The following is a 21,359-nucleotide window of genomic DNA, read 5'->3' on the forward strand; positions in this document are numbered from 1 at the left end:
AGATACCGCGCGCCGTTTGCCGGCTGGCCGGGCGAACGGCCGCGACGCGTCACACGCGATAGAACTCGATGTCCTGTCCCGCGTGCACCGCGCGCTTGAGCCACTCGGGCATGTCGCCGAGTCCGTCCCACGTGTCGCCATTTGCGTTGCGGAATATCGGCCCCGCGCCACTCGCCGAGTGCGGCAGCGTCGGCAGTTGCGGCATCGGCCGCCTTGCCTTGGGCGCGCCATGAGCCCCGTTGGTCTTGGTGAAGGAGGGCGGTGGGGTCACCACCGGCGCTTCGGCCAATGCTTCGGCCAACGCTCTTTCCGTAATGCCGAACTCAGCCATTCGGCTGCGCAAATACGCAATGATGCTGTCTCGCTTTCTTTCGTCCACGGCTTTCCTGATTCAGCTTTTTGATTTTCAAAGGACGAACCGATACCCCGCGCGGACCGGGGCGGTTCGATGACTTGAATATATGTGTTTTATGAAGCGTGGCGCAGCGCTCGCCTCACGTCAATTAGTGTATTTACCGCACGTCTATTAATTCGCTCGGCGACTTTGCCTTTAATGCGGACATTGCCCCGAATGCGAACGTTCGCCCGCCCGAACATCGTCGTGACGGACGCGCGCAAGGGATGCACGCGGAAAGTCACGCCGGGAGCCACGAACCGGAGGCGAAGCCCAGCGCCGCCGATACGGCTGGCGGCCGGAAACCTCGCTAACTCTATTGTATGCTGCTTATCGCAACTGTTAAATCGTTTTAACGACTGTGTTGTTCTCCCGGTAATTCGGCACCATGCGCGCGAATGGCGGCAATCAGTTCCGCCGGGGTAATTTCATAACGCACTTGGCGGTGAATGCCGGGTTTGCGCTCGTCGATTTCAATCAGCAGTACGGCTTTGCCGTCCGCCGCGGGCTCGAGGCGCAGCGAACGCACTTCCTGTCCGCTGGCTTCGTCGTATTCCGTCAGGAGCGTCATGGCGCCGGTGACGGCGCTTCTCGGCATCGACATTCTTCCTCCCGTCTTGCGACGTCGTTGTTGTTGTGTCGCCGCGCTGGCCACCGGCGTGCACGAAATTCGGGCGCGCTGCGTGGGATTTCGGCTTGGCGAATGAGGCGGACGCGAAGGACGCCGCGGCCCGCGCCGCCCTCCGGTTGTCCCATTATTGCCTGTCGAAAGCGCGCGCGTCCAGCGTGGGGATAGTCGGGGTCTTGCGACCCCGTTATTTTCCGCGGATTGCCTGCCGTCAGGTGTTCCGGCCGATCGCGTCCCGAGCCTGGCTCGCGATTTCGAAGGACCGCAAACGCGCGGCGTGATCGAAGATCTGCGCCGTGATGATCAGCTCGTCGGCCTGGGTCTGGGCGATGACCGAGCGCAGGCCGGCTTCGACATCGGCCTGATCGCCGACGACTGAGCACGCGAGCGAGTGCTCGACACCCGCGCGCTCGGCATCGGTCCACGCGATCGATGCGCTCGGCGGCGGCAACTGGCCGGGCGTGCCGCGGCGCAGATTGATGAACTGCTGCTGCAGCGACGTGAAGAGAAATTGCGCCTCGTCGGCGGTGTCGGCGGCGAAGACGTTGACGCCGACCATCGCGTAGGGCTTTTTCAGCGCCGCGGACGGGCGAAACTGCGTGCGATAAACCTCCAGCGCCGTCAGCAGGTAGTCCGGCGCGAAATGCGACGCGAACGCGAACGGCAGCCCGAGCGCGGCGGCGAGCTGCGCGGAAAAGAGCGACGAGCCGAGCAGCCAGATCGGCACGTGCAGACCGGCGCCCGGCACCGCGCGCACGCGCTGGCCTTCGACCGGATCGGCGAAATAGCGTTGCAACTCGACGACGTCGTCGGGGAACGATTCGGCGCTGCCCTGAAGATCGCGGCGCAGCGCCCGCGCGGTGGTCTGATCCGTGCCGGGCGCGCGTCCGAGCCCGAGATCGATGCGCCCCGGAAACAGCGAGGCAAGCGTGCCGAACTGCTCGGCGATCACGAGCGGCGCGTGATTCGGCAGCATGATGCCGCCCGAGCCGACGCGGATCGTCTTCGTGCCGGCCGCGATATGGCCGATCACGACAGCCGTCGCCGCGCTGGCGATGCCCGTCATGTTGTGATGCTCGGCGAGCCAGTAGCGCAGATAACCCCAACGCTCGGCGTGCTGGGCGAGATCGAGCGAATGGGCGAAGGCATCGGCGGGCGTCGAGCCGACCGGAACCGGAGAAAGGTCGAGTAGCGAGAAGGGGATCATTGCGGCTTTCCGAAAGCGTGGAAGCGCGTGGTGCGTGCGCGCCGCGGGCCACGCGCTGAAAAAACCGATTGTGCCGAAACTCCGGGAAATCTGCCGGAACGGACCGGCGCGCCTTGCCGGGATTCGCTCAGGAAAGGCGCGGATAGCCTCGCGCGACGGCTTCGCGCTCGTAGCCGAGAATCGGTTCGTAGTCCGTCGGCGTGCGTCGCACGAAGCCCTTGAGCCGGAGGCGCCGGGCAAGTGCGGCATCCTGGGCGAGCGTATCCGCGAGCGCCTGAAAGAGCGTGTCGACGGCGTCGTGCGGCACCCGCGTCGACGCGATGAATGGCAGCGCGCTCGCATAGGCCGTCGTGCCGATCACGCGCACGGCGTCGGCCAGTTCCGGCAGATGCGCCTGCGCATAGGCGAACGTGACGCAATCGATCGCCGCGATATCGGCGCTCGAGTCGGCGAGCGCGCGTAGCGACGCGAGGTGCGCGCCGGTTTTCGTCACCGACGCGAAGAACCGTCCGTCATGCGCGAACGGCGCCACGGCGTGCCGGAAGAGGTTCATGCCGCTGTTGGAATCGTCGTCGTTGTAGACGGCGCGCAGTCCCCGGCAGGCCTCGATCGATGGTGCCGCGACGTGCGCCCCCGCCACGATCACGCTGCGATACGTGCCGCTTTCGCAGCCGGGCACATCGAAGGCGGGCGCCGCGACGAGCCGCACGCGGTTGGCGAGCGCGTGCACGAGCGGATAGCCGCAGGTCTGCGAAAGCAGCACGTCGTCGCGCAGCCAGAATGCGGCGAGATCCGGGCCCGCATCGACGATGTCGAGCGTATCGCCGCGCGCGCCCAGCCAGTCCGCGAGATGCTCACGGACGCGCTCGAGCAGCGTGCGCCAGTCCGCGGCGAGCGCGGGCGCGACGTTGTACATCGGCAGGGCGGCGATCCAGTGCATCGTGAAAACGCGGCGAGCGAGCGGGAAGTCGATGCCGAATCGTACAGGGCCGCGCGTCAGCCCGCGAGACGGGCGGCATCGGCGCTGCGCGCGTTTCGGGCTGGAACGGCCGGCGCGCGCGATTCGCCCGGAGCGGCGAACGGATGCACCGGCTCCGCAGCTTGTGCGAAGGCATGGCGGCTCGCCCATTCGCCGTATCCGCGCACGACGAAGCCGCCGTTATTCGCGCGATAAGCGTCGCGACGTCGCGCATAAATTTCGCCGAGCGCGAACCACGGCACGCCGGGCAGGTCGTGATGCACCGCATGGTAGTTGTTGTTGAGAAAGAGCAGCCGCCACGGCCACGCGGCTTCGTTGATGACCGTGCGTTCGCTTTCGCGCTCCGCCGCGCGATGCTCCTGAAACGAGCGCACCGATGCCAGCGCGAGCGACGCATACCCGACGCCGAACACGAATGCGCGCCACGGAATGCCGCAGCGCGTGTCGAGCCAGCCCGCGAGCAGCGCCAGCGAGGCGAGATGCACGGCCCAGCTCGCGACGATCCGCCATTTCCGCTCGACGACGGCCTGCGCCGCCTCACGCCACGACGCCGCGATCGAGAACCACGGTCCGATGAGCACGCGCCCGACGAACGTATTGCGCGCGGCGAGCGCGGCCCGCAGCACGACGCCCGCATTCGCCCACTGGGCGGGCGTCACGTAATAGCTTTCGGGATCGCGGCCGGGCTCGGTGAGATGCGCGTCGTCGTGATGACGCAGATGCGAGTCGCGATAGACCTCGTACGGAAACCACACCGCGAGCGGGGCCAGCCCGAGCAGCATGTTGACGGCTGGAAAGCGCGTCGGATGCCCGTGCATCAGTTCGTGCTGCAGCGACATATACCAGCACGACAGCACCGCCAGCAGCGCGATGGCCGGCGCCAGGCCGAGCGTGCGCGCGTTGAGCGCGACGCCGAACCAGCCGCCGTAGATCGCGACGATGACCGCCCAGGTCGGCCATTCGCTGCGCCAGCGCCGGGTTTCGCGCTGATAGTGGAGTTCCTGGCGTTGAGCGTCGTCGAGATAGCGGGGCATGGCGGACTTCGCGCTGTTCCGTTGATGGGCGAAGCGCCATCGTAGCGGCGCGTCCGGCGCGTCCCAACCAAGGAATCCGGCTAAGGTTTCCGCGATCGGCGCAATAAGCATTCGCCGGGCGGCCGATTATTGGCGGCCACGTTCCGCACGGTATTCTTGGTTTCTCCATCCTCGCCGCGCGCTTACATGACCGAACCGATCCAGCCCGCTTCCGCGCCGCATCCGGCGCATCGCGCACTGCCGCGCAAATCGGCGCGGCTCGTTGCCGGGCTGATCGCGTTCAACATGCTGGCGTGGCTCTGGGCGCTCGTCGCGTTCCGTCACTATCCGCTCTTGCTCGGCACGTCGCTGCTCGCGTATTCGCTCGGGCTGCGCCACGCGGTCGACGCCGACCACATCGCCGCCATCGACAACGTCACGCGCAAGCTGATGCAGGAAGGCAAGCGCCCGCTCTTCGCTGGCTTCTTCTTTTCGCTCGGCCATTCGACGATCGTCGTCGCGGCCAGCGCGCTGATCGCCGCGACCGCGATGGCCGTGCAGGGGCGCTTTGCGGAGTTTCGCGAGATAGGCGGGATCATCGGCACGTCGGTGTCGTCGCTCTTCCTGTTCGCCATCGCGGCGATGAACCTCTTCGTGCTGCGCGGCGTCTGGCGCGCGTTCAGGCGCGTGCGCCGCGGCGAGGCGTGCCGCGACGAGGACATCGACATGCTCGCCGTCGGCGGCGGCCCGCTCGCGCGCATCGCGCGGCCGCTCTTCCGGCTGATCGGCAAGAGCTGGCACATGTATCCGCTCGGCTTTCTCTTCGGGCTCGGCTTCGATACGGCGACCGAAATCGGCCTGTTGGGCATCGCGGCGGCCGAAGCCGCGCGCGGCGTGCCGGTGTGGTCGATCCTCGTGTTTCCGGCGCTCTTCACGGCGGGCATGTCGCTCATCGACACAGCCGACAGTCTGCTGATGACGGGCGCCTACGGCTGGGCGTTCATGAAGCCGGTCCGCAAGCTCTATTACAACCTCACGGTCACGCTGGTGTCGGTGCTGATCGCCGTGCTGGTCGGCGGCATCGAGGCGCTCGGGCTCGTCGCGGACCGGATGCAGCTGAAAGGCGGGTTGTGGGATGCGGCGTCGTCGCTGTCGGAGCACTTCGGAATGCTCGGCTACGGGATCGTCGCGCTGTTCGCCGCGTGCTGGCTCGTCTCCGCGCTGATTTACAAATGGCGCGGCTACGACGGCCTCGATGGCCGTGCCGTGCGCTAGACGCGCGGGCATTCTTCCTGCTTCGTGGATGCGCCAGCCGCTCATCCCTTTTTCGTATCGAGCGGCGTTCAGGGAGACCGATCATGAACGATCCGCAAGCTGGAGCGGATTCTCCACACCTCGACAGCGCCGAGCAGGAGCAGGCGGCCGAGCACTCCGCGCCGCATCCGCTCGTCATTCATGAGATCGTGCGGGAAGAGGGCGAAGTCGCGATGGAGCGCACCTTCTTCGCGCTGATGTGGTCGGCGCTCGCCGCCGGCCTTTCGATGGGCTTCTCGTTTCTGGTCCAGTCGATTCTGGAAAGCGCATTGCCGAAGGCGCACTGGAGCGGATTGATATCGAGCTTCGGCTACACGATCGGCTTCGTGTTCGTCATCCTCGGGCGTCAGCAGCTCTTCACCGAGAGCACGCTGACGGCGGTGCTGCCCGTGCTCACGCGGCGCGACTCGGCGACCCTGTTCAAGGCGCTGCGTCTCTGGGCGATCGTGCTGTTCTTCAACCTGGTCGGCACCGCGATCTTCGCGGGCATCCTGCAGATTCGCGGCGTGTTCTCGCCCGAAGTGACCGAAGCGCTCGCCAAGGTCGCGATGACGCCGCTCTCCGCCGAATTCGGCGTGACTGTCGTGCGCGGCGTGTTCTCGGGATGGCTCATCGCGCTGATGGTATGGCTGCTGCCGAGCGCGCGTTCGGGCCGTCTGCTGACGATCCTGCTCGTGACCTACACGGTCGCCGTGAGCAAGCTCACGCATGCGATCGCCGGATCGGTGGAAGCGGCGTATGCGGTGATGATCGGCGCGGCCAGCCTCTCCGATTATTTCCTCGTGTTCCTCGTGCCGACGTTCATCGGCAACGTGATCGGCGGCGTGTCGCTCGTCGCGATCATCAATCACGCCGCCATCGCGCCGGAAATCACGAGCGTGCCCAAGCGGCGCCCGGACTGAGCGTGCGCCGCATCACTTGTTGTTGCCCGCGCCCGTGCCATACAGGCCATTGCTGAAGCCGGTATTGCCCTCCGACTTCTGGTTCTTGTCGGCCGTCGCCTTGCGTCCCTGGGCCGCGTCCTTCGATTGCGGTTTCTGCGATTCGTGCATCGGGCTGCCGGATGGATCGGCGCGCTGGCTCGAATCGGACTGGCGGCCCTCCTGGCGCTCGGACCCGCCGCCGCTCGTGATCTGCGCGACGCCGTAGCTGCTGAACGCCGCGATGACGCTGGCGAGGATCGCGCCGACGAGCACGGAGGGGCGTCGGCGCGGGCCGTGCGTGGGTTCGTGTCGATGGACGGACATGGCGGCTCCCTGCGAAATCGAAAGACTTGCTTTCGAGCAGGAACGGTGCCTGACGGGCCCGGCGCACACGTTCGGAACGCGCGTGGGGCGGAGCGTGAATCGTCGTCGGTTCGAATGGCCGTCGCGCCCGGCTCGATGCGAGACGCGGGCGCGAACGCGGGAATCGCGCCGAGGCGCGAGTGGCGAAAGCGGTTTTTCAGGCCGCTTTCGCCCAAAGCCTGTTGGTCGACCTCCTGCGGCCGCCGGAGCCGTCGCGCGGGCCGCTGTCGACGGCATCGAGCGCGATGCGCAACGCCTCGATGCGCTGCTTTTGCGCCGGGACGAGCGCATAGCCCTTCGTCACGGCCGTGAGACGCTCGCGCCAGTACTCGACGTTGAGCGTGCCGGAAGACTGTTTGTTCATCGTGCGAAGCTGCGCGACCGCGCGCTCGATGTGTTGAAGCTCGATATCGGCCAATGCCGAGGGCAAAAGGCTGCCCTTGGCCTCACTTTTTTTCTTTTTCATCTGTGGTCTTCCTCTCGGCCGTGCGGCGCGTGATCCCGACATCGGACACGCACGCCGTCCAGGCACCCCGTTCACCCGCGCAATATTTTTGAACCGTCGCGGGCGGCCCTTGCTCTTTTCTTCGGATGACCGATCGTTGCCCGTCTCGGCGGACTCGATCGTTAGCAAAAATGTACGCAAGGGGGGCCTCGCGGCACCGTCTGTCATCGCACATTCATGTGGGGGAGGATCCGGCTTTCGATGTTGCGCTGCGAATCGAGGGGCAGCGCTTGCGCGCGGCTGCCGATGCCGCGCTTACGCTTCGCCCTCGGGCGCTTTCGCGGTGCGCTTGCCGCTGCGGCCGATCTGCTCTTCCATCGCGAGATCGAGCTTGCTGACCTTGCGCGGCTTGCCCGGCTCGCGCGCGTTGACGAAGGCGACGAAGTCGTCCATCGGCATCGGCTCGGAGAGTTTTTTCGTGCCTTCGGCCGAGCGCTCGGCGAGATAGAAGTAGCCGCCCGGCATTGAGACTGCGGCGTAGCTGGTGTTGCCGCTGCGTGTCTTGAGCCGTTCGACGGCGCTGATGGCTTTGGTCGAGCGCATGATTCGCGTGATTATTTCTGGGGTGAGTCGTGGCTGGTCGGGTCCGCCGGCGCGCATTTCTTGCCCGCGCCCTCGATCCACAGGTTCGACGGATGACGCTGGCCCGGATAGTAGCGATACGTGGTCTCGCCATTGTCGTAGCGGACCTTGATCACGTTGGAATCGCCGAATTCGAGCATCACGCCTTGCGGAATCGCCGTCTGCTGATACTTGGCGTCGTGCTTCTTCGCTTCGTCGGTGATGCATTGCACGATGCTGTTCACCCTGTTCTCGGTCGCCGATTTTTCGACTTCGGGTTGTCCCGCATCTTCGTTGTGGAACTGGCCGCAGGCGGCCAGGAGCACAGGCAGCGCGAGCGCCGCGGCGAGTCTGTTCATGGTCTTTCCCGTTGGATCTCTTGGTGCCGGACACGACATTAGAGCACAAGCCCTTTACAGTCCCGTCGGGCCCGCGCTTCAGACGTTCCGGTCGATGCAGCAAGGCCCGCGCCCGCGCCCGCGGCGCTTCACGCGTCGGGCGGCACGCCGAGCAGCGGCAGCGTCGCGCCGACGATGCCCGAGAACACCGGCCCCGCCACCGTGCCGCCGTAGTAGGTGCCGCCGGTGGGCTCGTCGATCATCACGGCGACGATCACGCGCGGATCGCTCATCGGCGCGATGCCGACAAACGACGCACGATACTTGTTCGCCGCGTAGGAGCGCCCGATCTGCTTGCGCGCGGTGCCGGTCTTGCCGCCGACGCGATAGCCCTCGACCGCCGCCGCGCGCCCGGTGCCGTGATCGCCGATCGCCATTTCGAGCATCTCGCGCACGGCCTTCGCGGTGGCGGGCTTCGTGACCTGCAGCGGCTCGCGGCGCGTCTCGCGGTGAATCAGCGTGGCCGCGTGGAAGCGCCCGTCGCCGGCATAGGCGGTGTAGATCTGCGCGATCTGCACGAGCGACAGCGACAGCCCGTAGCCATAGGCCATCGTCGCCTGCTCGATCGGCTTCCAGCGCTCGGGCGCGCGCAGGCGTCCCGTCGCCGCGCCCGGAAAGGTCAGTTCGGGCGCGCGGCCGATGCCGTATTCGCGATACTTGTCCCAGATCGTCTGCGCGGGCAGTTGCAACGCGAGCTTCGTGAGCGCGATGTTGCTCGACATCTGCACCGCCTGCGCCACGGTGATGACGCCGTGGTTCGACGTATCGTGAATGACGTTGGGCCCGAGCTTGAAGCTTCCCGGCCCCGTGTCGATGCGTGTGTCCGGCCGAACCTTGCCGAGATCGATCGCGAGCGCCGCGACGAGCGGCTTGATCGTGGAGCCGGGTTCGAAGGTGTCGGTGAGCGCGCGGTTGCGCAGCTGCTCGCCGGTGAGACGCGCGCGATCGTTCGGATCGAAGCTCGGATAGTTGGCGAGCGCGAGCACTTCGCCGTTTTTCGCATCGAGCACGACGACACTGCCCGCGCGCGCCTTGTGCTTCGCGATCGCCGCTTTCAGTTGCGCGTGCGCGAGCTGCTGGATGCGCCGGTCGATCGTCAGTTGAATGGTTTCGCCGTTTTGCGGCAGGTCCGTCTCGCCGATCTGCGACACGATGCGCCCCAGCCGGTCGCGGATCACCTCGCGCTGGCCCGCCGCGCCGGTGAGACGCGCATCGGCGGCGAGTTCTACGCCTTCCTGACCGTGATCCTCGTTGTTCGTGAAGCCGACCACGTGCGCCGCCGATTCGCCCTCGGGATAGAAGCGCTTCGTGTCCGGCACGAGCGTGATGCCCGCGCGCCCGATCGTCGCGATGCGCTCGGCCGTTTCCGCTTCCACCTGACGTTTCAGCAGCACAAACCCGCGGTTCGCGTCGATGCGCCGCTGCAGGTCCTTCGGCGGCATGTCGAGCAGACGCGCGATCTCGTTGCCGTGGTCGCCGTCGAAGAGCTTCGGCGTCGCCCACACTTCGTAGGTCGCGAGGCTCACGGCGAGCATCGCGCCGTTGCGATCGACGATGCGCCCGCGCGTCGCCGAGAGCGCCAGCGTGCGCTGATAGCGCTTCTGGCCTTCGCCGATATAGAACTTGTGGTCGATGACCTGCACCCAGAGCGCGCGCGCGGCGAGCGCCATGAAGGCCGCCGTCACGCCGATGATGACGAGGCGCGAGCGCCACGCGGGCAACTGGGTCGCGAGCACCGTGCTGCGATGATGCGTATGGAAATCGCTGCCGCCGCGCGTCTTCTTCTTGAACATCGTGGTCTTGTGATTAAGCTTGGTTGTGCCGGTGGGCGCGCCGGGGGGCGCGTCGAGGTGGGCGTTTACGGCAGGCGTGCGAGCGCGGCGTCGAGATCGGCGCCATCCGGCAGACGAATGCCGAGCTCGTTTTCGAGCACGCGGCGCAGGTCGGACACGTCCGCGAGTTCGCGGTGGACCGTGCCTTCGTGTTCGTCGTGCGCCGAGAAACGCCGGTTGAAAAGGCCATAGCGCTTGCCCGGCGCGAGGCGCGCGGCAAGCAGGTTGTGCACGAATATCGACTGCGGGTACGTGGACACGAAATGGTTGGCCATCTCGTAGTCGGCGTCATACTGCGGGTCGAGGTCGAAGCGGTAGACGCTCGTCCATGCGCCGTTCACGAGCGCCTGCAGGATGGTGCTGCGCGGCTCGCCGCCGGCATCCTCGAGACGGAACGCGCCGTGGGGCGTGATCTGCTCGAGGCCCGTTTCGAACGTGAGCGGCGCGGAAAGCGTCATGCCGCCGAAGCCGACATCGGCGAGGAAGGGACCCTCGTCGAGATCGACGACGAGCAGCATGTGCGTGCGCCCCGGCATGCTCGAGGCGTCGCGGCCCCACAGGACGCGGGCCGCGTAGCTGCGCACGCGAAAGCCCAGCGTCTGCAGTACGCTGCGAAACAGCAGGTTGTGTTCGTAGCAGTAGCCGCCGCGCCGTTCGGCCACGAGCTTGCGCTGGATGGATTCGGGATCGAGCAGGACGGGACGGCCGAGCAGCGCGTCGAGATTTTCGAAGGGAATGGTCTGGGGATGCAGCAGATGCAGCGCGCGCAGCGTATCGAGCGTGGGCTCGGGGCGCGAGCGGCCCCCGAAGCCGATGCGCTCGAAGTACGCGTTGAGGTCGATGAAAGTGTCGTGTGCGTTCATGTGGAATCCCGGCCGTAGTCGTTCGATGTCGCAAGGTCCGCGAGCACTGTCGCAAGCGCGCATATTTTACGACACGAAAGGTTAAAAATTACAAAAAGCATACGTTTTTATCGCGCGGGCTTGCGGCGCGGTGTCCGAATGAACTGTGCCGCATCGAAGAAGGTCTTTCCAGGTTCAGCGCAACTGACGAGAGGCGACACGCCATGCCGAAAGAATCGAACGAAGCGAATCAATCGAATGAAGCGGATCAGGCGAAACCGGCAAGCGCGACATGCGCCGGCAAGCATCCCGCGCCGCCTTGCACGCTCGTGATCTTCGGGGCGGGCGGCGATCTGACCAAGCGGCTTCTGATGCCCTCGCTCTACAACCTTTCCGCCGACAAGCTGCTCGACGGCGACATGGAAATCATCGGCGTGAATCACGGCGAGCGCGAGACGTCCGACTGGCGCGAGGAACTCACGCAGTCGCTGCGCAAGTTCGCCGCGGACAAGGCCGCGACCTTCCATACGTCGCAACTGAACGAGGAGACGTGGAACTGGGTCGCCGGGCGGCTCGAATATTTTCCGGGCGAGTTCGAGGAAGACGAGACCTTCGCGCGGCTCAAGGCGCGGCTCGAGAAGGCGAAGTCCGGCAACGCCGTGTTCTATCTCGCGGTGGGCGCGCGCTTTTTCACGCCGATCGTCGAGCATCTCGGCGCCGCGGGCCTGCTCGAGGAGAAGGACGGCCACTTCAGGCGGCTCGTCATCGAAAAGCCGTTCGGCAGCGATCTGGCGTCGGCGCAGGCGCTCAACGCGTGCATCCTCAGGTATGCGGACGAATCGCAGGTGTATCGCATCGATCACTTTCTCGGCAAGGACACGGTGCAGAGCATTCTTGCCGTGCGCTTCGCCAACGCGATGTTCGAGCCCGTGTGGCGGCGCGAGTACATCGACAATGTGCAGATCACGGCCGCCGAGACGATCGGCGTGGAAGGGCGCGGCCCGTTCTACGAGCAGACGGGCGCGTTCCGCGACATGCTGCCGAACCATCTGTTCCAGCTGCTCGGCATGGTGGCGATGGAGCCCCCCAATTCGTTCGACGCCGAATCCGTGCGCGACAGGAAAGCCGAAGTCTTCGATGCATTCCGTCCGCTCACGCCGAGCGATGTCGTGCTCGGCCAGTACGAGGCCGGACCTGCCGGGGCGGGTTACAAGGATGAGCCCGGCGTCGATAAGGACAGCCGCACCGAGACCTATGCGGCGGCGCGCGTGTATGTCGAGAACTGGCGCTGGGCGGGCGTGCCGTTCTATCTGCGCACGGGCAAGCGGCTGACCGAGCGGCGCACGGAAATTTCGGTGCAACTGAAAGCCGTGCCGTTTCTGCTGTTCCGCGACACACCCGTCGATGCGCTCACGCCGAACGTGTTCACCTTGCGCATCGATCCGGCGCACGGCACGGGCTTCGACTTCAACGTGAAGGTGCCCGGCCCGCTGATGCAGATCGGCAAGGTGCGCTCGGCCTTCAACTATGCGGATTTTTTCGCCGAGCGCGCCAACGTCGGCTATGAAACGCTGCTCTACGACTGCATGCTGGGCGACGCGACGCTCTTCCAGCGCGCGGACAGCATCGAGACGGCGTGGGCCGCGGTCGATCGCGTGCTGCATCCGGACAGCCCGCTTCCCGTGCACGGCTACGCGGCGGGCAGCGCGGGACCGGCCGAAGCGGACCGCTTGCTGGCGCAGGACGGCCGCGCGTGGCGCTCGCTGACCGATACGCGCAAGAAGGACTGAAGGCATTCAAAGACAAGCAAAATCAGAGGACAACGAGCGTGAGCACAGAATCGAGAACCAGACAGAAGACCCACGTCACGGCGGACAAACTCGCGATCAAGGCCGAGCGCATTCTCGCGATCGATATCGGCGGAACGGGGCTGAAGGCGGCCATCATTTCGGAGGACGGCGAGATGAAGAGCGACCGCGTGCGCGTAGCGACGCCACATCCGGCGAAGCCCGACGTGGTCGTCGAGACGCTCATCGGGCTCGTCGCGCCGATCGTCGCCGAGCCGCCGACGCATATCTCCATCGGCTTTCCGGGCGTCGTGCGCGAGAACGTCGTGCTGACCGCGCCGAATCTCGGCACGCCGGCCTGGCGCGGCGTGCCGCTCGCGCAACTGATCTCCGACCGCCTCGGCGGCATGCCCGCGCGCATGATCAACGACGCCGAGATGCAGGGGCTCGCGGCGATCGAAGGGCGCGGCATCGAGATGGTGCTGACGCTCGGCACCGGCGCGGGCACCGCGCTCTTTCGCGACGGCGAGCTGATGCCGCATCTGGAGCTCGCGCATCATCCGGTCGCGAAGGACAAGACCTACGACGAATACATCGGCAACGCGGCGCGCGAGAAGGCGGGCAAGAAGCGCTGGAGCCGGCGCGTGGAGAAGATCATCGGCATCCTTGCGACGCTCGTGAACTACGACCGGCTCTGGATCGGCGGCGGCAACGCGGCGCACGTCAAGTTCAAGCTGCCGGACAACGTGGCGATCGTGTCGAACGCGGCGGGCATCGAAGGCGGCGCGCGGCTGTGGCATCCGCGCTCGGTGCGCGAGACGCGGCAGTTGCCGCATTTCACTCGGCATGAAGGGGCGCTCCGATGAACGCCATCGGCAAATACGGCCTGCACAGCGCAACCGGCGACGGCGCCGCGGCCTTCGAAGCGCTCGCGAAAGCGGAACTCGTCGTCACCGATTGCGACGGCACGCTGCTCTACACCGACAAGGCGCTGGGCGATCCCGCGAAGGACGCCGTGCGCCGCCTGCGAGCGGCGGGCGTGCGCTTCACGGTCGCGAGCAGCCGGCCGGGCAAGGGCATGCGGCACATCGTCGAGGCGCTTTCGGTCGACATGCCGTACGCGTCGTACAACGGCGGCAGCCTCGTCAGGCCGCGCACGTGGGAAGTGCTGTCGTCGCACAAGCTGCCGCGCGAGGTCGTGCAGACTTCGCTCGAAGGGCTCGCCGCCGCGAACGTCGACGCGTGGGTGTTCATCGACGATGCCTGGTATCTGACGAATCCCGAAGGCACCTACGTGCCGCTCGAGACGCGCACGGTCGGCTATGAAGGCGTGCTCGTCACGCGCTTCGACGACGTCGATCTCGATGCGGTCGATAAAATCGTCGGCTCCACGGCCGATACGGCGCTGCTCGCGCGCGTCGAAAGCGGCTTGCAGAAGCAGCTCGAAGGGCGCGGCCATGCGGCGCGATCGCAGACTTATTACCTCGATATCACGAGTCTCGAAGCGAACAAGGGCACCGCCGTGCGCGAACTCGCGCAGATCGCGAACGTGCCGCTCGAGCGCGTGGCCGTGCTCGGCGACATGGGCAACGATGTGGCGATGTTCGAGATCGCGGGCGTGTCGATCGCGATGGGGCAGGCGTCGGACAGCGTGCAGCGTCGCGCGAGCCTGGTCTCGAAGCGCAACGACGAAGATGGCTTCGCGATCGGCATCGACGCGCTGCTCGCGGCGCGCGCTGAAGGCTGAAGCAGGAAGGAGGGCATCGACGCGTGGCGCAGCCGGTGCGGCGATGCGCGAGGCATGCGGCCGCGTCGAAGTTGGGGTGATCCGCGAGGTGGTTCAGAGGCGTGCGCTGCGGATCGGGCTCACGCTCATGACGGATACGACGTGGAGAAACGCGGCGTTCAGCGACGGCGCATCGGTGCACGCGGGGCGCCGCCGCCTGCGCGCTCGTCCTTGTGACGGAAGTTGATCCGGCCCTTGGTCAGGTCGTACACCGACAGCTCCAGCGTCACGCGGTCGCCGGCCAGAATACGGATGTGGTTCTTGCGCATGCGGCCCGAGGCGTACGCGCCCACGACGACGCCGTTGTCCAGCGTCACGCGATAGCGGCTGTCGGGAAGCACTTCGTCAACGATACCGTCGAGTTCGATGAGTTCTTCTTTCGCCATATGGGGCTCCTGTGTTGAGTAGTAGTGGGTGCTGCCGCGCATCGTGCAGAGTATGCAGAATGCGCGTTTAACGCCAATGAACGATCCTGCAACGCTGCCTGGAAGCAACGTCGCGCCAGTTCGTGAAAGGCGATGCAAAAGCGTGGCCAGGCACGTCCGGCACGTTGAAAACGTGCGATCGGAGCGCGCCGCGTCTCTATTCAGGCTCGTCGTGAGCTTGACGGCATAGGCCGGACGACAGGGCGAACCGCGCATGCGGCACGCCGTGGCCGGCATGACCGGGACGGCGACATCGGCGAACAGCAAGGCCGACGTGCGGTTTGAATCGGAAAAGCGACGTGTGCTGCGATGAAGCTGCGGAAGTGAGCGCGTCTGCCGTGCGCTTACGTCATATAAGGTCGATGGCCGATTTTACAAGCCAAACCGGTATTCTCGCGCAAATCGGTTGATTAGACAACGAATTTCGCCTGAAGGTTCCCGAAAGGGACTTTTACGCTACAGCCAGCCGGCCTTCTTGAAGCGCCAGTAGAGCACGACGTCTACGACCAGCATGACGGCGAGACAGGTCGGATAGCCGTACACCCAGTCGAGCTCCGGAATCGACTTGAAGTTCATGCCGTAGATGCCGGCGATCATCGTCGGCACGGCGAAGAGGGCGGCGAACGAGCCGAGACGCTTGGTCACCTCGCTTTCCGCCAGCGCGATGAGACCGAGATTCACCTGGATCGCCGTGACGATCATTTCGCGCCGACCCTCGATTGTCTTCACGATGCGCAGCAAATGGTCGTACACGTCGCGGAAGTATTCCTGCATGCCCGAACAGACGCCCGGCGAACGCCCGCCATACAGTTTGCTGACGGCTTCGAGCAGCGGCGCCGTGTGATGCTGCAGGATCGTCATGCGGCGCTTCAGCGAATACAGATCCTCGATGATCTCGCGCGATTCCACCGAGCCCTTCTGCTCGAAGATGCGCTCCTCCACTTCGTCGACTTCCGCGCCGAGCGTTTCGAGCACGGGAAAGTATCGATCGACGACGGCATCGAGCAGCGCGTACATCACGAAGGCCGGCCCGTGCTTGAGCAGATGCGGCTCGCGCTCGCAGCGCTTCCTCACTTCCTGAAAGCCCTGCGTCGTGCGGTTGCGCACCGAGAGCACGTAGTTCCTGCCAACGAACACGTTCATCTCGCCGACGAGCACTTCGCCTTCTTCATCGAACTCGACCGTATGAAAGACCGCGAACAGCGAATCGCCGTACTCCTCGATCTTCGGCCGCTGATGACCGTGCTGCGCATCCTCGACCGCCAGTTCGTGGAGGCCGAACTGCTGCGTCATGTGCGCGAGCTCGCCCGGACCGGGCTCCTTCAATGCAACCCAAATGAAAGAGTCGGGCAGATCGCGATATGAGTTGATATCGTCGATATGCACGTCCGCGAGCTTTCGGCCGTTCTGATAAGCCGCGCAATTGACCAGCATGGGGCGCCCTTTTTATTTATTTCGATGTCACCGGCCACGCGTCGATGGGCGCTCGAAATCGCGTGATTCGCGGGGCGCGAGCGCGTGGCCTCCATCCTTCGAATCTTAGCTGGACATAAGCAGTGTTGCCAACGAGCGCCGGTCGAGCGGCACTCGTTGCCAGAAGTCAGCTCGTGGCGAAATCGACGCCGTATTCCGACGGCGCCGGCAGCGAGGGAGCATGCGCGGACTGCGAATCGATCTTGGTGAGCTTGCCCTCGACCGTCGCGCCAATATCCATGCGCAGTTGCTGATAGTAGATGTTGCCCATCACGCGCGCGTTGGACTGAAGCTCGACGAAATGCGCGACGGTGACATCGCCGGTGACGCAGCCATTGATGATGACGTCGTAGGCGCTCACGTTGCCGCGAATCGCGCCCTGGTCGCTCACGACGAGGAGGGTCTCTTCGCCGGGGCGGCCTGTCACGTTGCCTGTTACCTGGCCGTCCATGCGCAGGCCTTCGCTGAACTCGAGATCGCCCGAGATGTGAACGTTATGCGCGACGAGCGTTGCGAGCTTGGCGAGCTTGACGCTATTGGGGTCTTTCTTCGATGAGAACATGTCGGGTCCTTGCGATGCGGTGAAGGGTTGCGCGAAGCGAGAGCGTGAAGCACACGCTGCTCATTCGGGTTTGTGCTGTTTTTTTAGAAAGGCGAGATCGGTTTGCAGACGCTGTATTTCGGCGGCGCTGTCGGTGACGCGCTGCGTGAGCGCCGCGCGGCTGGCCGCTTCCTGTTCGAGCGCGAGCTGCGCGTGAGCGAGCTGCTCGCGCAGCTTCTGCTCGGAGACGGGCGGCGCGCAGAGCGTGTCGAGCTTGCGCACGTCTTCATGCGAGCGCTTGAGCGCGAAGCCCGCGGCGCCGAGCGCGGCGATGGCGCACACGGCCGCGATCGAGCCGAGCCAGATGCTCGCGCCGCGCTTGGGCGTGAGCGAATAGGACTGGCGAGTGAGTTGCAGCGACCGCCGCTTCGAATCAGCTTTGCGCATTCGGCTTGCGCTTGAAGAGCGCGAGATAAGGAGTGGGATTGAGCTGCGCGCCGTCGACGATCACTTCGAAGTGCAGATGCGGGCCGGTGGAGCGTCCGGTCGAGCCGACCTCCGCGATCTCCTGCCCGGGCATCACGTAGTCGCCGGTCTGCACGAGAATGCGCGACGCATGTCCGTAGCGCGTCACCATGCCGTTGCTGTGGCGGATGTCGACCGCATTGCCGTAGCCGTTGCGCTCCCCTGCCTGCACGACGCGTCCGCCCGCGCTGGCGAGGATCGGCGTGCCGGTGGGCGCCACGAGATCGAGCCCGGGATGAAAGCTCAGATGACCGGTGAACGGATCGTAACGGTTGCCGTAAGGCGAGCCGCTGCGCGCGTCGGGCGCCGGATTGCGGCCGGGGAACGCCATGTACGACGCGTAGTGGGCGAGCGTCCGTGTCTGTAATTGCGACACCTGCTCGTTCAGGCAATCGATGATGCGCTGCGTGCTTTTCAGGCGCTGGCGCGGCGAGCCGCTGTTGGCGCGCTCGATATCGCACAAGCGGGGCGGCAGCGCCGGGCCGCCGGCGCCGTCGAGCGGCGCGGCGGGCTCTTCGCTGTCGGGCAGCGGCGGCACTTCGTGCACGCCGGAGGGCCCGTTGGTGCCGTGCGCGGCCTTCAGATGCTCGTCGAAGTCGTGCAGCTCGTTGACTTTCGCGGACAGCCCCTCGACGCGCGGTGTGAGCTCGATCAGCGAGGCGTTGATACGGCCGAGTTCTTCGATTTCGTAGGAGCGGCGCGACATCAGCGCCTGCTCCTCGCCGAGATGGCTGCGCGCGAACACGGTGCCGATCGCGATGCCGAGCGCGAGCGCGGCGATCAGCAGCGCGATCGCGCCGACGATAGCGATCGTGCGCGCCGTGCGCGCCTCGACGAAGCGGATGCGCTGGCGGGACATGGTCCGCCGTGACCAGATGACGAAAGCCATTAGCGCGACGGAGCGGCCCGATAGGCCGACGAGGAAAAAACTAAGAAAAATCACGGGGATGGAGTGCGCCGCGCTCTCCACGGCAATGCAAGGAAACTGGCCGGCGATTATGCCGTACCCTTTGCGCGCCGTTCGTGTTTTCAGCAGGATATCGAAGCAAAATTACATGATTTCATCGAGTCAAATTTTGTCGTGGGGTGCGGGCGGGATTCGCTACCACGTTTGCCGCGTCTTCACTGTCAAATTCTATCGATCGATCAGGATTGCTTGACGTCGACCCATGTCATGTGGGTGCCGTCTCCCATCAGAAAGGCGCGGTTCGCCTCGGCCGCCGCGCGCAGATAGTCCCACACGGCCGTGATGCGCTTCAGCTTGCGCAGATCCTCGCGGCAGGACAGATAGAAGGCGCGCGTCACGACGATATCGTCGGGCAGCACCGGCACGAAGCGCGGATCGGGCGAGGTCATGAAGCACGGCAGGATCGCGAGCGCGCGGCCCTGCAGCGCCGCGAAGTATTGCGCGATCGCGCTCGTGCTGCGCCAGCGCGATTCGGCGCCCGGCACCGCGCGTTCGAGATACAGCAGCTCGTAGCTGAACGCGAGGTCGTCGATATAGCTCGCGAAGCGATGACGACGCAGGTCGTCGGTCGTGCGGATCGGCTCGTGCGTTGCCAGATAGTCGGCGGTCGCGTAGAGCTTCAGCCGGTAATCGCAGAGCTTCGTGTAGACGTACTGGCCCTGTTCGGGCCGCTCGAGCGTCACCGCGATATCCGCCTCGCGCTTCGAGAGGCTCACGAAGTGCGGCACCGGCAGCAAGTCGATGGAGATGTTCGGATGCGCGTCCTGAAAGCGCGCGAGCTGCGGCGCGAGAAAGAAGCAGCCGAAGCCTTCCGTCGAGCCGACGCGCACGTGCCCCGAGAGCGCGTGTCCCGTGTTGGCGATCTGCTCGGTCGCGGACTGCACCGTCGTCTCGATCGAATCGACATAACCGAGCAGGCGCTGGCCCTCGGCGGTCAGAATGAATCCGCCGCTGCGCGACTTGTCGAACAGCAGGGTGCCGAGCGCGTCCTCGAGCGCGCGCACGCGCCGCGCGACCGTCGTGTAATCGACGCCGAGACGCTTGGCCGCGCCGCTCGCGCGCTGCGTCCGGGCGACTTCGAGGAAGAAGCGCAGATCGTCCCAGTTGAGCCGGGCGAGGTCGAGCTTGCCGGTGTTTTGCATGGCCTGTTTTTGCATATCGATCGGGTATTTTTATAGTGCCATGATGGACTTTTGCATAACTATACTCAAGGAAACGAGCCTGCCAAGCCACAGGCCGATTTCTTATAAACGGAGACGACATGCCTTTCCCTTCGGCGCCGCATCGGGCGCTCGCCAGCGCGTCTTCGCTTCCCAGCCCTTTCGCACGTTGCAATTTCCAATCAAGGAGTGACTCGTGAATATCGCTGCTGAACATCCGGCGCAGAGTGCGTCCGTCCGTACGGCCAAGCTGCTGATCGACGGCCAGTTCGTCGACTCGAAGACGACGGAGTGGCGCGACATCGTCAATCCGGCGACGCAGGAAGTGGTCGGCCGCGTGCCCTTCGCGACGACGGATGAAGTCAACGCCGCCGTTGCCGCGGCGCACAAGGCGTTTCAGACCTGGCGCACGACGCCGCTCGGCACGCGCATGCGCCTGATGCTCAAGTTTCAGGATCTCGTGCGCCAGAATCAGAAGCGCATCGCGCAGACCTTGACCGCCGAGCAGGGCAAGACGCTCGCCGATGCCGAGGGCGATATCTTCCGCGGCCTCGAAGTGGTCGAGCACGCGTGCTCGATCAGCACCCTGCAGCAAGGCGAATTCTCCGAGAACGTCGCGGGCGGTGTGGATACGTACACGCTGCGTCAGCCGATCGGCGTCTGCGCGGGCATCACGCCGTTCAACTTCCCCGCGATGATCCCGCTGTGGATGTTCCCGATGGCGATCGTCTGCGGCAATACGTTTGTGCTCAAGCCATCGGAACAGGATCCGCTTTCGACGATGGAGCTCGTCGAGCTCGCGCTCGAAGCGGGCATACCGGCGGGCGTGCTGAATGTCGTGCACGGCGGCAAGGAAGTCGTCGATGCGATCTGCACGCATCCCGATATCAAGGCGATTTCGTTCGTCGGCTCGACGGCCGTCGGCACGCACGTCTACAACCTCGCGAGCCAGCACGGCAAGCGCGTGCAATCGATGATGGGCGCGAAGAATCACGCCGTCGTGCTCCCCGACGCCAACAAGGAGCAGACGCTCAATGCGCTCGCGGGCGCGGGCTTCGGCGCGGCGGGCCAGCGCTGCATGGCGACGTCGGTGGCGGTGTTCGTCGGGGCGTCGAAGGACTGGGTGCCTGAACTGGTCGAGAAGGCCAGGACGCTCAAGGTCAACGGCGGCACGGAGCCGAATACGGATGTGGGGCCGGTCGTGTCGAAGGCGGCGAAGGAACGCATCCTCGGGCTGATCGGCAAGGGCGTGGAAGAGGGCGCGACACTCGCGCTCGACGGCCGCGATATCGACGTGAAGGGCTACGAAAGCGGCAACTTCATCGGCCCGACGATCTTCACGAACGTCGATACCGACATGTCGATCTACAAGACCGAGATCTTCGGCCCGGTGCTGTGCGTGGTCGAGGCGGACACGCTCGACGATGCCATCGCGCTCGTCAACCGCAATCCGATGGGCAACGGCGTCGGCCTCTTCACGCAAAGCGGCGCTGCGGCGCGCAAGTTCCAGAGCGAGATCGATATCGGCCAGGTGGGCATCAACATTCCGATTCCGGTGCCGGTGCCCGCGTTCAGCTTCACGGGCTCGCGCGGCTCGAAGCTCGGCGATCTCGGGCCGTACGGCAAGCAGGTCGTGCAGTTCTACACGCAGACGAAGACCGTCACAGCGCGCTGGTTCGACGACGCCACCGTGAACGACGGCGTCAACACGACCATCGCGCTGCGCTGAAAAGGAG

At 65.4% G+C, this 21,359-nt stretch carries 23 protein-coding genes; 6 read left to right on the forward strand and 17 right to left on the reverse strand.

Going from position 1 to position 21,359, the window contains the following annotated elements:
- Positions 1–49: 49 nt before the first annotated feature.
- The 5 genes from AC1Z32_RS29040 to AC1Z32_RS29060 all read right to left on the reverse strand — a co-directional run bounded on the left by AC1Z32_RS29040 (position 50) and on the right by AC1Z32_RS29060 (position 4,242).
- Positions 50–301 (reverse strand): hypothetical protein, encoded by a 252-nt coding sequence (locus AC1Z32_RS29040; protein WP_483482281.1) that lies wholly within the window; start codon positions 299–301, stop codon positions 50–52.
- A 445-nt stretch (positions 302–746) separates the two neighbouring features.
- Positions 747–992, reverse strand: coding sequence for a hypothetical protein (locus AC1Z32_RS29045; protein WP_062604236.1), 246 nt, complete (start codon positions 990–992; stop codon positions 747–749).
- Between the two features lie 241 nt (positions 993–1,233).
- Positions 1,234–2,229 (reverse strand): LLM class flavin-dependent oxidoreductase, encoded by a 996-nt coding sequence (locus AC1Z32_RS29050; RefSeq protein ID WP_483482282.1) that lies wholly within the window; start codon positions 2,227–2,229, stop codon positions 1,234–1,236.
- Positions 2,230–2,356: 127 nt separating this feature from the next.
- Complete coding sequence (locus tag AC1Z32_RS29055) at positions 2,357–3,169, reverse strand: phosphate/phosphite/phosphonate ABC transporter substrate-binding protein (protein ID WP_483482283.1); 813 nt, start codon at positions 3,167–3,169, stop codon at positions 2,357–2,359.
- A 56-nt stretch (positions 3,170–3,225) separates the two neighbouring features.
- Positions 3,226–4,242, reverse strand: a complete 1,017-nt coding sequence (locus AC1Z32_RS29060) for a fatty acid desaturase (protein ID WP_483482284.1) — start codon at positions 4,240–4,242, stop codon at positions 3,226–3,228.
- 186 nt (positions 4,243–4,428) lie between these two features.
- Between AC1Z32_RS29060 and AC1Z32_RS29065 the strand changes: the two genes are divergently transcribed.
- A complete protein-coding gene (locus AC1Z32_RS29065) occupies positions 4,429–5,496 on the forward strand; it encodes a HoxN/HupN/NixA family nickel/cobalt transporter (RefSeq protein ID WP_483482285.1) in 1,068 nt (355 codons plus the stop codon).
- An 83-nt stretch (positions 5,497–5,579) separates the two neighbouring features.
- Positions 5,580–6,437, forward strand: coding sequence for a formate/nitrite transporter family protein (locus AC1Z32_RS29070; protein WP_483482286.1), 858 nt, complete (start codon positions 5,580–5,582; stop codon positions 6,435–6,437).
- A gap of 12 nt (positions 6,438–6,449) precedes the next feature.
- Here the strand turns inward: AC1Z32_RS29070 and AC1Z32_RS29075 are convergent, their stop codons facing one another.
- From AC1Z32_RS29075 to AC1Z32_RS29100, 6 genes are all read right to left on the reverse strand, one after another.
- Positions 6,450–6,782 (reverse strand): beta-xylosidase, encoded by a 333-nt coding sequence (locus AC1Z32_RS29075; protein ID WP_483482287.1) that lies wholly within the window; start codon positions 6,780–6,782, stop codon positions 6,450–6,452.
- Between the two features lie 196 nt (positions 6,783–6,978).
- Positions 6,979–7,287 carry a hypothetical protein gene (locus AC1Z32_RS29080; protein ID WP_483482288.1) on the reverse strand — a complete coding sequence of 103 codons (309 nt, stop codon included), beginning with the start codon at positions 7,285–7,287 and terminating at the stop codon, positions 6,979–6,981.
- A gap of 294 nt (positions 7,288–7,581) precedes the next feature.
- Positions 7,582–7,869, reverse strand: a complete 288-nt coding sequence (locus AC1Z32_RS29085; RefSeq protein WP_483482289.1) for a hypothetical protein — start codon at positions 7,867–7,869, stop codon at positions 7,582–7,584.
- An 11-nt stretch (positions 7,870–7,880) separates the two neighbouring features.
- Positions 7,881–8,246, reverse strand: a complete 366-nt coding sequence (locus AC1Z32_RS29090; protein WP_483482290.1) for a hypothetical protein — start codon at positions 8,244–8,246, stop codon at positions 7,881–7,883.
- 128 nt (positions 8,247–8,374) lie between these two features.
- On the reverse strand, positions 8,375–10,078 hold the full coding sequence (locus AC1Z32_RS29095) for a peptidoglycan D,D-transpeptidase FtsI family protein (protein ID WP_483482291.1): 1,704 nt from the start codon (positions 10,076–10,078) through the stop codon (positions 8,375–8,377).
- Positions 10,079–10,143: 65 nt separating this feature from the next.
- Positions 10,144–10,980 (reverse strand): arylamine N-acetyltransferase family protein, encoded by an 837-nt coding sequence (locus AC1Z32_RS29100; RefSeq protein WP_483482292.1) that lies wholly within the window; start codon positions 10,978–10,980, stop codon positions 10,144–10,146.
- A 203-nt stretch (positions 10,981–11,183) separates the two neighbouring features.
- Here AC1Z32_RS29100 and zwf point away from each other — a divergent pair, with 203 nt between their 5' ends.
- From zwf to AC1Z32_RS29115, 3 genes are read left to right on the forward strand one after another with little or no spacing between them, the layout of a single operon-like run.
- Positions 11,184–12,749: a glucose-6-phosphate dehydrogenase gene (zwf, locus tag AC1Z32_RS29105; protein WP_483482293.1), complete on the forward strand. Its 1,566-nt coding sequence runs from the start codon at positions 11,184–11,186 to the stop codon at positions 12,747–12,749.
- Positions 12,750–12,787: 38 nt separating this feature from the next.
- Positions 12,788–13,612: an ROK family protein gene (locus tag AC1Z32_RS29110; protein WP_483482294.1), complete on the forward strand. Its 825-nt coding sequence runs from the start codon at positions 12,788–12,790 to the stop codon at positions 13,610–13,612.
- Positions 13,609–14,493: an HAD family hydrolase gene (locus tag AC1Z32_RS29115; protein WP_483482295.1), complete on the forward strand. Its 885-nt coding sequence runs from the start codon at positions 13,609–13,611 to the stop codon at positions 14,491–14,493. Before AC1Z32_RS29110 ends, AC1Z32_RS29115 begins: the two co-directional genes overlap by 4 nt.
- 158 nt (positions 14,494–14,651) lie before the next feature.
- Here the strand turns inward: AC1Z32_RS29115 and infA are convergent, their stop codons facing one another.
- The 6 genes from infA to AC1Z32_RS29145 form a co-directional block, all read right to left on the reverse strand.
- Positions 14,652–14,918, reverse strand: coding sequence for a translation initiation factor IF-1 (gene infA, locus AC1Z32_RS29120; protein WP_006999277.1), 267 nt, complete (start codon positions 14,916–14,918; stop codon positions 14,652–14,654).
- Between the two features lie 495 nt (positions 14,919–15,413).
- Entirely contained in the window at positions 15,414–16,391 is a 978-nt protein-coding gene (corA, locus tag AC1Z32_RS29125; RefSeq protein ID WP_483482296.1) for a magnesium/cobalt transporter CorA, read from the reverse strand.
- Between the two features lie 166 nt (positions 16,392–16,557).
- Entirely contained in the window at positions 16,558–16,992 is a 435-nt protein-coding gene (locus AC1Z32_RS29130) for a bactofilin family protein (RefSeq protein ID WP_483482297.1), read from the reverse strand.
- A 60-nt stretch (positions 16,993–17,052) separates the two neighbouring features.
- On the reverse strand, positions 17,053–17,418 hold the full coding sequence (locus tag AC1Z32_RS29135) for a hypothetical protein (protein ID WP_483482298.1): 366 nt from the start codon (positions 17,416–17,418) through the stop codon (positions 17,053–17,055).
- Positions 17,405–18,355: a M23 family metallopeptidase gene (locus tag AC1Z32_RS29140; protein WP_483482299.1), complete on the reverse strand. Its 951-nt coding sequence runs from the start codon at positions 18,353–18,355 to the stop codon at positions 17,405–17,407. Before AC1Z32_RS29140 ends, AC1Z32_RS29135 begins: the two co-directional genes overlap by 14 nt.
- A gap of 287 nt (positions 18,356–18,642) precedes the next feature.
- On the reverse strand, positions 18,643–19,605 hold the full coding sequence (locus tag AC1Z32_RS29145) for a LysR family transcriptional regulator (protein ID WP_483482300.1): 963 nt from the start codon (positions 19,603–19,605) through the stop codon (positions 18,643–18,645).
- A 214-nt stretch (positions 19,606–19,819) separates the two neighbouring features.
- Here AC1Z32_RS29145 and AC1Z32_RS29150 point away from each other — a divergent pair, with 214 nt between their 5' ends.
- A complete protein-coding gene (locus AC1Z32_RS29150) occupies positions 19,820–21,352 on the forward strand; it encodes a CoA-acylating methylmalonate-semialdehyde dehydrogenase (protein WP_483482301.1) in 1,533 nt (510 codons plus the stop codon).
- Positions 21,353–21,359: the final 7 nt, after the last annotated feature.

This window comes from Caballeronia sp. 11_S32 (assembly GCF_056930355.1).

What these genes read in the sequence shown, in the direction of transcription:
- zwf (WP_483482293.1), top strand. Translation starts at nt 11,184, where the DNA reads ATGCCGAAAGAATCGAACGAAGCGAATCAATCGAATGAAGCGGATCAG.
- AC1Z32_RS29115 (WP_483482295.1), top strand. Translation starts at nt 13,609, where the DNA reads ATGAACGCCATCGGCAAATACGGCCTGCACAGCGCAACCGGCGACGGC.
- AC1Z32_RS29135 (WP_483482298.1), bottom strand. Translation starts at nt 17,418, where the DNA reads ATGCGCAAAGCTGATTCGAAGCGGCGGTCGCTGCAACTCACTCGCCAG.
- AC1Z32_RS29050 (WP_483482282.1), bottom strand. Translation starts at nt 2,229, where the DNA reads ATGATCCCCTTCTCGCTACTCGACCTTTCTCCGGTTCCGGTCGGCTCG.
- AC1Z32_RS29045 (WP_062604236.1), bottom strand. Translation starts at nt 992, where the DNA reads ATGCCGAGAAGCGCCGTCACCGGCGCCATGACGCTCCTGACGGAATAC.
- infA (WP_006999277.1), bottom strand. Translation starts at nt 14,918, where the DNA reads ATGGCGAAAGAAGAACTCATCGAACTCGACGGTATCGTTGACGAAGTG.
- AC1Z32_RS29070 (WP_483482286.1), top strand. Translation starts at nt 5,580, where the DNA reads ATGAACGATCCGCAAGCTGGAGCGGATTCTCCACACCTCGACAGCGCC.
- AC1Z32_RS29060 (WP_483482284.1), bottom strand. Translation starts at nt 4,242, where the DNA reads ATGCCCCGCTATCTCGACGACGCTCAACGCCAGGAACTCCACTATCAG.
- AC1Z32_RS29075 (WP_483482287.1), bottom strand. Translation starts at nt 6,782, where the DNA reads ATGTCCGTCCATCGACACGAACCCACGCACGGCCCGCGCCGACGCCCC.
- AC1Z32_RS29095 (WP_483482291.1), bottom strand. Translation starts at nt 10,078, where the DNA reads ATGTTCAAGAAGAAGACGCGCGGCGGCAGCGATTTCCATACGCATCAT.
- AC1Z32_RS29130 (WP_483482297.1), bottom strand. Translation starts at nt 16,992, where the DNA reads ATGTTCTCATCGAAGAAAGACCCCAATAGCGTCAAGCTCGCCAAGCTC.
- AC1Z32_RS29065 (WP_483482285.1), top strand. Translation starts at nt 4,429, where the DNA reads ATGACCGAACCGATCCAGCCCGCTTCCGCGCCGCATCCGGCGCATCGC.
- corA (WP_483482296.1), bottom strand. Translation starts at nt 16,391, where the DNA reads ATGCTGGTCAATTGCGCGGCTTATCAGAACGGCCGAAAGCTCGCGGAC.
- AC1Z32_RS29090 (WP_483482290.1), bottom strand. Translation starts at nt 8,246, where the DNA reads ATGAACAGACTCGCCGCGGCGCTCGCGCTGCCTGTGCTCCTGGCCGCC.
- AC1Z32_RS29080 (WP_483482288.1), bottom strand. Translation starts at nt 7,287, where the DNA reads ATGAAAAAGAAAAAAAGTGAGGCCAAGGGCAGCCTTTTGCCCTCGGCA.
- AC1Z32_RS29145 (WP_483482300.1), bottom strand. Translation starts at nt 19,605, where the DNA reads ATGCAAAACACCGGCAAGCTCGACCTCGCCCGGCTCAACTGGGACGAT.
- AC1Z32_RS29055 (WP_483482283.1), bottom strand. Translation starts at nt 3,169, where the DNA reads ATGCACTGGATCGCCGCCCTGCCGATGTACAACGTCGCGCCCGCGCTC.
- AC1Z32_RS29085 (WP_483482289.1), bottom strand. Translation starts at nt 7,869, where the DNA reads ATGCGCTCGACCAAAGCCATCAGCGCCGTCGAACGGCTCAAGACACGC.
- AC1Z32_RS29140 (WP_483482299.1), bottom strand. Translation starts at nt 18,355, where the DNA reads ATGTCCCGCCAGCGCATCCGCTTCGTCGAGGCGCGCACGGCGCGCACG.
- AC1Z32_RS29100 (WP_483482292.1), bottom strand. Translation starts at nt 10,980, where the DNA reads ATGAACGCACACGACACTTTCATCGACCTCAACGCGTACTTCGAGCGC.